The sequence below is a fragment of the Acidovorax facilis genome (genome assembly GCF_023913775.1).
Lineage (GTDB): Bacteria > Pseudomonadota > Gammaproteobacteria > Burkholderiales > Burkholderiaceae_C > Acidovorax > Acidovorax facilis.
Genome location: NZ_JAMXAX010000202.1, coordinates 1 through 7,485 on the forward strand (window position 1 = coordinate 1; position 7,485 = coordinate 7,485).

The window sequence follows — 7,485 nt, forward strand, 5'->3', positions numbered from 1 at the left end:
CCCGCCGTCGGTATGGCGCCCGCCCAGCCTGTCCGTGCGCTGGTGGCCCGTGTTCATGCGCAACCTGCTGGTCTGGCGCAAGCTGGCCATCCCCAGCCTGGTGGGCAACATTGCCGAGCCGCTGATGTGGCTGGTGGCCTTTGGCTACGGCATGGGGGCCCTGGTGGGGCAGGTGAACGTGGGCGGCGCGGCGGGCGACACCAAGGTGCCCTACATCCTGTTCCTGGCCAGCGGCTCCATCTGCATGAGCGCCATGAACGCGGCCAGCTTTGAGGCGCTGTACTCGGCCTTCTCGCGCATGCATGTGCAAAAGACCTGGGACGGCATCATGAACGCGCCCGTGAGTCTGGACGATGTGGTGCTGGCCGAGATGCTCTGGGCGGCGTTCAAGGCGCTGTTCACCGTCACCGCCATCCTGGGCGTGATGCTGGCTTTAGGCATCAGCCACAGCCCCAAGCTGCTGGTGGCCTGGCCGGTGCTGCTGTTTGTCGGCATCATGTTCTCCAGCATCGCGCTCATCTTCAACGCCCTGGCCAAGGGGTATGACTTCTTCACTTACTACTTCACACTGGTGCTCACGCCCATGATGTTTCTCTCGGGTGTGTTCTTCCCGCGCGAGCAGTTGCCCCCCATCGTGCGCGCCATCTCCGACTGGCTGCCGCTGACCAACGCGGTCGAGCTGGTGCGCCCGCTGTTCATGGACCAATGGCCCGCCCACCCGTGGCGCCACGGCCTGGTGCTGGTGGTGACCACGGTGGTGGCCTTCTGGGTGGCCCTGGCCCTGACCCGCAAGCGCTTCAAGGCATGACCGTGCTGCTCGATCCGGACCGCATCGCCATGGTGGCCAAGGGCGTGTCGGCCATCGTGGCGTCACGCGATGCGGCCCTGCGCCCGAGCATCATGCGCGCCGTGGGCAGCCACATCAGCGGCGATGGGCAGGAGGTCACGGTGTACCTGCGGCGCAGCCAGTCCGAACAGTTGCTGCAGGACATCGCGCACACCGGCGAGATTGCCGTGGTGTTCAGCGTGCCGTCCACCCACCAGACGCTGCAGCTCAAGGCCCGCCGGGCCACGCAGCGCCCGGCCCATGACGGCGACTTGCCCGTGTTGCAGGCCTACCTGCAGTCCATGGTGCAGGAGGTGGGCCAGGTTGGCTACGGCCCGCAGTATGTGGCGGCCATGCTAGCAGCGCCGCTGCAGGATGTGGTGGCCGTGAGCTTCACGCCCACCAGCGCGTTCGACCAGACACCGGGCCCGCGCGCAGGCGCGGAGTTGTGTTCGCCACCCACATCACCCTCACCACCCTCACCACCTATGCCGCAGCCATGAGCACCGCAGCGCCGTCCCTGCACAGCATCCGCCCCTGCCTGGAGGGTGCGATTCCCGCCATCATGGCCACTTGTGACCCCGACGGCACACCCAACGTGGCCTATATCTCGCAGGTGGTCTATGTGGATGCGGCGCATGTGGCGCTGTCGTTCCAGTTCTTCAACAAGACCCGCCAGAACATCCTGCGCAACCCGCGTGCGTCCGTGCTGGTGCTGGACCCGGTCACCGCCCATTTCTACCGCCTGCACCTGATGTACGAGCGCACCGAGGACAGCGGCCCGGTGTTCGAGAGCATGCGCGCGCAGCTGGCGGGCATTGCGTCGCATGCGGGCATGGCCGAGGTGTTTGAACTCAAAGGGGCCGACATCTACGCTGTCGAGCGCATCGAATCGGTGGCGGGCGAAGGCCTGCCGGCACCGGCGCCGCGTTCCGGGTTGCTGCACACGCTGCGTCTGTGCAGCGAGAGCATCGCGCGCTGCTCGGGGCTGGACGAGTTGCTGCAAGGCGCGCTGCAGGGCCTGCAGGACAAGCTGGGCATCCAGCACGCCATGGTGCTGATGCTGGACGCCAGCGCCCAGCAGCTCTACACAGTGGCCAGCTGCGGCTATGCCACATCGGGCGTGGGTTCAGAAATCCGGCTGGGCCAGGGAGTGATCGGCATGGCTGCGCGCGAGCGCACGCCGGTGCGCATCAGCCACATGACGCACGCCGCCCTGTACAGCCATGCCATCCGCGAAAGCATGGACGCGCATGCCGCACCCGATGCGCCCCCGTTGCGCGGCCTGGACATCCCTTACCCCGGCCTGCCAGAGCCGCACAGCCAGGTGGCGGTGCCGCTGCTGTCGGCCGGACGCCTGCTGGGAGTGCTGTTTGCCGAGAGCCCCGAGGACATGCGCTTTGGTTTCGAGGATGAAGACCTGCTGGTGGCCATTGCGGGCCAGCTGGCCGCCGCCATCGACCTGCTGCAGACCGCGCCCGATGCGCCCGAGCCGCTGCCTACTCCGACGGCGGCACCGCCGGTGAGCGGCAGCGCGCTGCGGGTGCGCCACTTTGCGGCCAACGACAGCGTGTTCATCAACGACGACTATTTGATCAAGGGGGTGGCGGGCGCCATTGTCTGGAAGCTGCTGCGCGACCACCAGCACACCGGGCGTGTGGACTTCACCAACCGCGAACTGCGGTTGGACCCCGCCCTGCGCCTGCCCGATGTGGCCGACAACCTGGAGGCCCGCCTGCTATTGCTGCAGCGCCGCCTGCAGGAGAACTGCCCGCACATCCACATCGAAAAAACGGGGCGCGGGCGCTTTCGGCTGTGCGTGCTGCGCCCCGTGGTGCTGGAAGACGCCTGACGCCTTCACGCCGCTGATTTCTCAAAGTCAGTGCACCAGACCGGGCACCACCGGCAGGCCCAGGCTGCGCATCAGCTTGGTCCACTCGGGTTGCGTGAGGTGCGGCTGCACTTGCGCCAACACCGCTGCCAGCACAGGGGCAGGCGCATGTTGTTTCATGTCCGACAGCATGGCCGTGCGCTCGGCCGGTGACATGTAGGGCACCATCCAGCGGGCCACCACCATCATTTCGTGCGGCGGGATCGAGGCCACCAGCGCATCGTGCACGCCTGCCAGTTCCGCGTCGGTGTAGCACTGCCAGAGCACGCGGTTGTGCGCGGTCTCTTCCTCGTTCATGTGCTCGAAGTTGTGCGCCACAAACAGCGCCAGCTGGCGGTACAGTGCCTGGGTGGCTGCTGGGCGTGCGGGCTTGGCACAGGCCATCAGGTGGTTCACGCCGTCTGCCAAAGCGACGATGGCCTGTTCGTGCTCCACATGTTCACCAGCAATGCTCTGGCTGGAGCCGGGCTGGCGCGCCTCCATGGCGGCGTGCACGAACTGGTTCTCATGGTGCAGGTGGGCGCGGCACAGGTCCAGCAGCTGCATCACGCGGTCGCAGGTGTGGGCAAACTCCAGGTCGTCCTCGACATCCATGCGGCCCAGGCCCAGCAGCGTGTCGGCCATGAAGGCGCGCAGCGCCTTGTGGATGCTGGCGTACATGTCCATGCGGGGGGCGGCGGGCTGGGCTTGTGTCAGTGCGGCAATTTCGCGGGCATCAATCTTCATCACGTTCTTTCATGGCCCCGGTGGGCTCTTTCAGCGCCTTTTTTTGGGCGCCGGGCCGGGTGCACCATGCACCCGTTTCCATGCAAAGAAGTCTAGAAATTCGCCGCGCTTTTGCCTGTTAAAAACTCCTTAAACAGACCCTTTGAAAACCTTAAAAATCGCGTTCCGGGCGCCAAACGTGAAATCGTTCACGGCGCGGCGCGCAGCAGGTCCACCGCTTTTTCAGCAATCATCACCGTGGGCGCATTGGTGTTGCCGCTCACTATGCGCGGCATGATGGACGCGTCCACCACACGCAGGCCCGCGAGGCCATGCACACGCAGTTCGGCATCCACCACATCCAGCGGCCCGGGCCCCATGCGGCAGGTGCCCACGGGGTGGTAGATGGTGTCGGCGTACTGGCGGATGAACTGCTCGATCTCGGCATCGCTGCGCGCACTGGCCGATGCCGCCAGCTCCTTGGCGCCGAACTTCGCGAGCGCCGGTTGCATGAGGATCTCCCGCGTGCGTTTGAAGCCACGCACCATGCGCGCCATGTCATCGGGATCGGCCAGGAAGTTCGGGTCCACCAAAGGCAAGGCCATGGGGTCGCGGCTGGCCAGCGTGACCGCGCCCCGGCTCTTGGGCTGCAGCAGGCACACGTGGGCCGAGTAGCCATGGCCGAACACGGTCTTGCGCCCGTGGTCCACCAGCTTGCCGATCACAAAGTGCAGCTGCAGGTCGGGCGCTGGCTCGGATGGGTCGCTCTTGATGAAGCCCCCCGCCTCGGCAAAGTTCGTGGTCAACATGCCCGTGCGGTGCTTGCGCCATTCGGCAATGCCGCGCAGCGTCTGCGCCATGCCCGACAGTGACAGGCCGAACAGGTCCTTGAGCTCGGGTGCGTCCAGCACCTGCACCACGTCGGGGTGGTCGTGCAGGTGCTGGCCCACGCCCGGCAGGTCGTGCAGCACCGGGATGCCTTGTTGCTGCAAGTGTGCCGCGGGCCCCACGCCCGACAGCATCAGCAACTGCGGCGACAGCAGTGCGCCCGCACTCAACAGCACTTCGCGCCCCGCACGCACCTGCTTCAAGGCACCGCCCTGGCGGTATTCCACACCCACGGCGCGCGTGCCCTCGAACAGGATGCGCGTGGCGTGGGCACCGGTGATGACCTGCAGGTTGGAGCGCGCAAGGTGGGGCGTGAGGTAGCCCTTGGCCGCGCTGTGGCGCTCGCCGTTCTTGTGCGTGACCTGGTAAGGGCCCACGCCTTCCTGCGTGGCGCCGTTGAAGTCGGTGTTGTGCGGGTGCCCGGCCTGCACACCCGCTTCGGTGAAGTGGTGGCTGAAGCTGTTGGTCGAGCGAAGGTCCGCCACGTTGAAAGGCCCGCCCTGCCCGTGCCAGGCATCGGCGCCGCGCTCGTTGTGCTCGGCGCGCAGGAAGTAGGGCTTCACATCCTCCCAGCCCCAGCCCGGGTTGCCCTGCGCGGCCCAGTGGTCGTAGTCCGCATGCTGCCCCCGGATGTAGACCATGGCGTTGATCGAGCTGGAGCCCCCCAGCACCTTGCCGCGTGGCTGGTAGCCGCGCCGGTTGTTGAGCGCAGCCTGGGGCGTGGTGTTGAAGCCCCAACCGTTCAGCTCGAACTTGGCCATCACGGCCAGCCCGGCAGGGCAGTGGATGAGCACGCTCTTGTCGGCGGGGCCCGCCTCCAGCAGGCACACGCGCACGGCGGGGTCTTCGGTCAGGCGGCCAGCCAGCACGGAGCCTGCCGAGCCGCCGCCGATCACGATGTAGTCGAACATGTTGTGGTGTCTCCTCCGCCATGCTGCGCAGCGGCTTGTTGGTTCAGGTTTGACGCACGATAACCGAACGGTCGTGCGATTCGCCTTACCATTCCATCCATCCGTTTCACTTTGAAGAGGGCTCTCTATATGACGATTCAGACCGTAGGCATCATCGGCGCAGGCACCATGGGCAACGGCATTGCACAGGCCTGTGCGGTGTCGGGCATCAACGTGGTGATGGTCGATATCTCGGATGCTGCAGTGCAAAAAGGCCTGGCCACCGTGGCCGGCAGCCTGGACCGCCTGATCAAAAAGGAAAAAATCACCGAGGCCGACAAGGCCGCCGCGCTGGGCCGCATCAAGACCTCCACCAGCTACGACGACCTGAAGGCCGCGCAGCTTGTGATCGAGGCCGCCACCGAAAACTACGAACTCAAGCTCAAGATCCTGAAGCAAGTGGACGCACTGGTGGGCCCCGAGGTGCTGATCGCATCCAACACCTCGTCCATCTCCATCACCAAGCTGGCCGCCGCCACCAGCCGCGCCGACCGCTTCATTGGCATGCACTTCTTCAACCCCGTGCCCATGATGGCGCTGGTGGAGATCATCCGCGGCCTGCAGACCAGCGATGCCACGCACGACGCCGTGAAGGCCCTGGCCGAGGCCCTGGGCAAGAGCCCCATCACCGTGAAGAACGCGCCCGGCTTTGTGGTCAACCGCATCCTGGTGCCCATGATCAACGAGGCCTTCTTCGTGCTGGCCGAAGGCCTGGCCACGCCCGAGGACATCGACGCGGGCATGAAGCTGGGTTGTAACCAGCCCATCGGCCCGCTGGCGCTGGCGGACATGATCGGCCTGGATGTGTGCCTGGCCGTGATGGATGTGTACCTCACCGAGTTTGGCGACAGCAAATACCGTCCCTGCCCGCTGCTCAAGGAAATGGTGGCTGCGGGCCGCCTGGGCCGCAAGACTGGGCAGGGCGTGTATACCTACTAACCCCCTGAGCCGCTTCGCGCCTTCCCCCTAGCAGGGGGACGCCCCCAGCGCGGCGAAGCGGCCCTTGCGCGGGGGCACTGGTAAGGCGCCGCGCCGGTTTTTGAAGCCGCGGCCGCATGGGAGCGCTGCGCACATGCGTTGTCCCCCAGGGGACGGCGCAGTCGGCGCGCCGGGTTTTGAATCGTGGAAACGAAAAGGAGACCCGGCCATGTCAGACGCCAACACCACCACACCATCCAGCACCATGCCCCCGCCCGAGGGCTGCATAGACACCCTGGTGCTCGGCCACGTGCTGCTGATCGGCATCAACCGCCCGGCCAAGCGCAACGGCTGGACGCCGCCCATGTTCCGCCAGCTGGCCGAGGCTTACACCCGCCTCGACGATGACCCCGAGTTGCGCGTCGGTGTGCTGCATGCCATGGGCGACCACTTCACGGCCGGGCTGGACCTGCCCGCCGTGAGCGCCTACATGCAGCGCGGCGAAAAAGCCATCCCCGAAGGCCTGGTGGAGCCCCATGACTACGGCCTGCCCGGCTACCGGCGCCGCACCAAGCCCATGGTGGTGGCGGTCAAGGGCATCTGCTTCACCGTGGGCATCGAGCTCATGCTGGGCGCCGACATCGTGGTGGCGGCCGACAACTGCCGCTTCTCGCAGATGGAGGTGCAGCGCGGCATCATGGCCACAGGCGGCGCCACGCTGCGCATGGCCGAGCGCGCGGGCACGGGCAATGCGCTGCTGCACCTGCTGACGGCCGAAGAGTTTGGCAGCGCTGAGGCGTACCGCCTGAACTTTGTGCAGAAAGTGGTGCCGGCTGGCCAGGAGCTGGACGAGGCATTGGTGATTGCCCAGCGCATTGCCGCACAGGCGCCGCGTGCGGTGGTCGCCACGCGCCTGAATGTGCTCAAGGCCATCGAGCAAGGCCAGGCGGCTGCGGTGGCGGACTTCATCCCGGTGCAGAAGGAACTGGCCAACAGCGAGGATGCGGCCGAAGGCGTGCGCGCGTTTGTCGAGCGCCGGCCCGCGCAGTTCAGCGGGCGCTGAGGGCCTGGTGGTGCGTCGCCGCCAGAACCACCACGCACCAAATCCCAAGCCAAATCGACCGCTAGCGTAGATAAACCATGCGCTAGCAGCTTCACTATTGATAGCGCCCCCTGAGGGCGCCGTGGACGCGGCGCCCCCGCCTGCGCCAGCGGGACGCGCGAATAGCACCGATGGCGCGGCGCCGCTCCCCCACCGACACAATCCCATCCATTAACAAAGTTTTTCACAATTCAATTGCACACAA

General features: G+C 66.3%; 7 protein-coding genes. 5 read left to right on the top strand and 2 right to left on the bottom strand.

The genetic code is table 11. The features are described from left to right. The 3 genes from NFX52_RS28730 to NFX52_RS28740 form a co-directional block, all read left to right on the top strand. Nucleotides 1-808, top strand: an 808-nt coding sequence (locus NFX52_RS28730; RefSeq protein ID WP_252635944.1) for an ABC transporter permease, incomplete at its 5' end; no start/stop codon positions are given. Then, nucleotides 805-1,329, top strand: coding sequence for a hypothetical protein (locus NFX52_RS28735; RefSeq protein ID WP_055396315.1), 525 nt, complete (start codon nt 805-807; stop codon nt 1,327-1,329). The genes NFX52_RS28730 and NFX52_RS28735, both read left to right, overlap by 4 nt. Continuing rightward, the gene (locus tag NFX52_RS28740) at nt 1,326-2,678 is read left to right on the top strand and encodes a GAF domain-containing protein (RefSeq protein ID WP_055396482.1); all 1,353 of its coding nucleotides are present in this window, start codon (nt 1,326-1,328) and stop codon (nt 2,676-2,678) included. The genes NFX52_RS28735 and NFX52_RS28740 overlap by 4 nt, the downstream gene beginning before the upstream one ends. Nucleotides 2,679-2,705: 27 nt before the next feature. Here the strand turns inward: NFX52_RS28740 and NFX52_RS28745 are convergent, their stop codons facing one another. Both NFX52_RS28745 and NFX52_RS28750 read right to left on the bottom strand, forming a co-directional pair. After that, nucleotides 2,706-3,443 (bottom strand): hemerythrin domain-containing protein, encoded by a 738-nt coding sequence (locus NFX52_RS28745; protein ID WP_055396313.1) that lies wholly within the window; start codon nt 3,441-3,443, stop codon nt 2,706-2,708. A 188-nt stretch (nt 3,444-3,631) separates the two neighbouring features. After that, nucleotides 3,632-5,221, bottom strand: a complete 1,590-nt coding sequence (locus tag NFX52_RS28750) for a GMC family oxidoreductase (RefSeq protein WP_055396311.1) — start codon at nt 5,219-5,221, stop codon at nt 3,632-3,634. A gap of 129 nt (nt 5,222-5,350) precedes the next feature. Between NFX52_RS28750 and NFX52_RS28755 the strand changes: the two genes are divergently transcribed. Then, complete coding sequence (locus NFX52_RS28755) at nt 5,351-6,199, top strand: 3-hydroxybutyryl-CoA dehydrogenase (RefSeq protein ID WP_055396310.1); 849 nt, start codon at nt 5,351-5,353, stop codon at nt 6,197-6,199. Between the two features lie 208 nt (nt 6,200-6,407). Next, the gene (locus tag NFX52_RS28760) at nt 6,408-7,241 is read left to right on the top strand and encodes a crotonase/enoyl-CoA hydratase family protein (RefSeq protein ID WP_207402214.1); all 834 of its coding nucleotides are present in this window, start codon (nt 6,408-6,410) and stop codon (nt 7,239-7,241) included. Nucleotides 7,242-7,485 lie beyond the last annotated feature (244 nt).

Bases quoted from the DNA above. Each gene is read 5' to 3' on its own strand.
- NFX52_RS28760 (WP_207402214.1), top strand. From the start codon at position 6,408: ATGTCAGACGCCAACACCACCACACCATCCAGCACCATGCCCCCGCCC.
- NFX52_RS28745 (WP_055396313.1), bottom strand. From the start codon at position 3,443: ATGAAGATTGATGCCCGCGAAATTGCCGCACTGACACAAGCCCAGCCC.
- NFX52_RS28755 (WP_055396310.1), top strand. From the start codon at position 5,351: ATGACGATTCAGACCGTAGGCATCATCGGCGCAGGCACCATGGGCAAC.
- NFX52_RS28735 (WP_055396315.1), top strand. From the start codon at position 805: ATGACCGTGCTGCTCGATCCGGACCGCATCGCCATGGTGGCCAAGGGC.
- NFX52_RS28750 (WP_055396311.1), bottom strand. From the start codon at position 5,221: ATGTTCGACTACATCGTGATCGGCGGCGGCTCGGCAGGCTCCGTGCTG.
- NFX52_RS28740 (WP_055396482.1), top strand. From the start codon at position 1,326: ATGAGCACCGCAGCGCCGTCCCTGCACAGCATCCGCCCCTGCCTGGAG.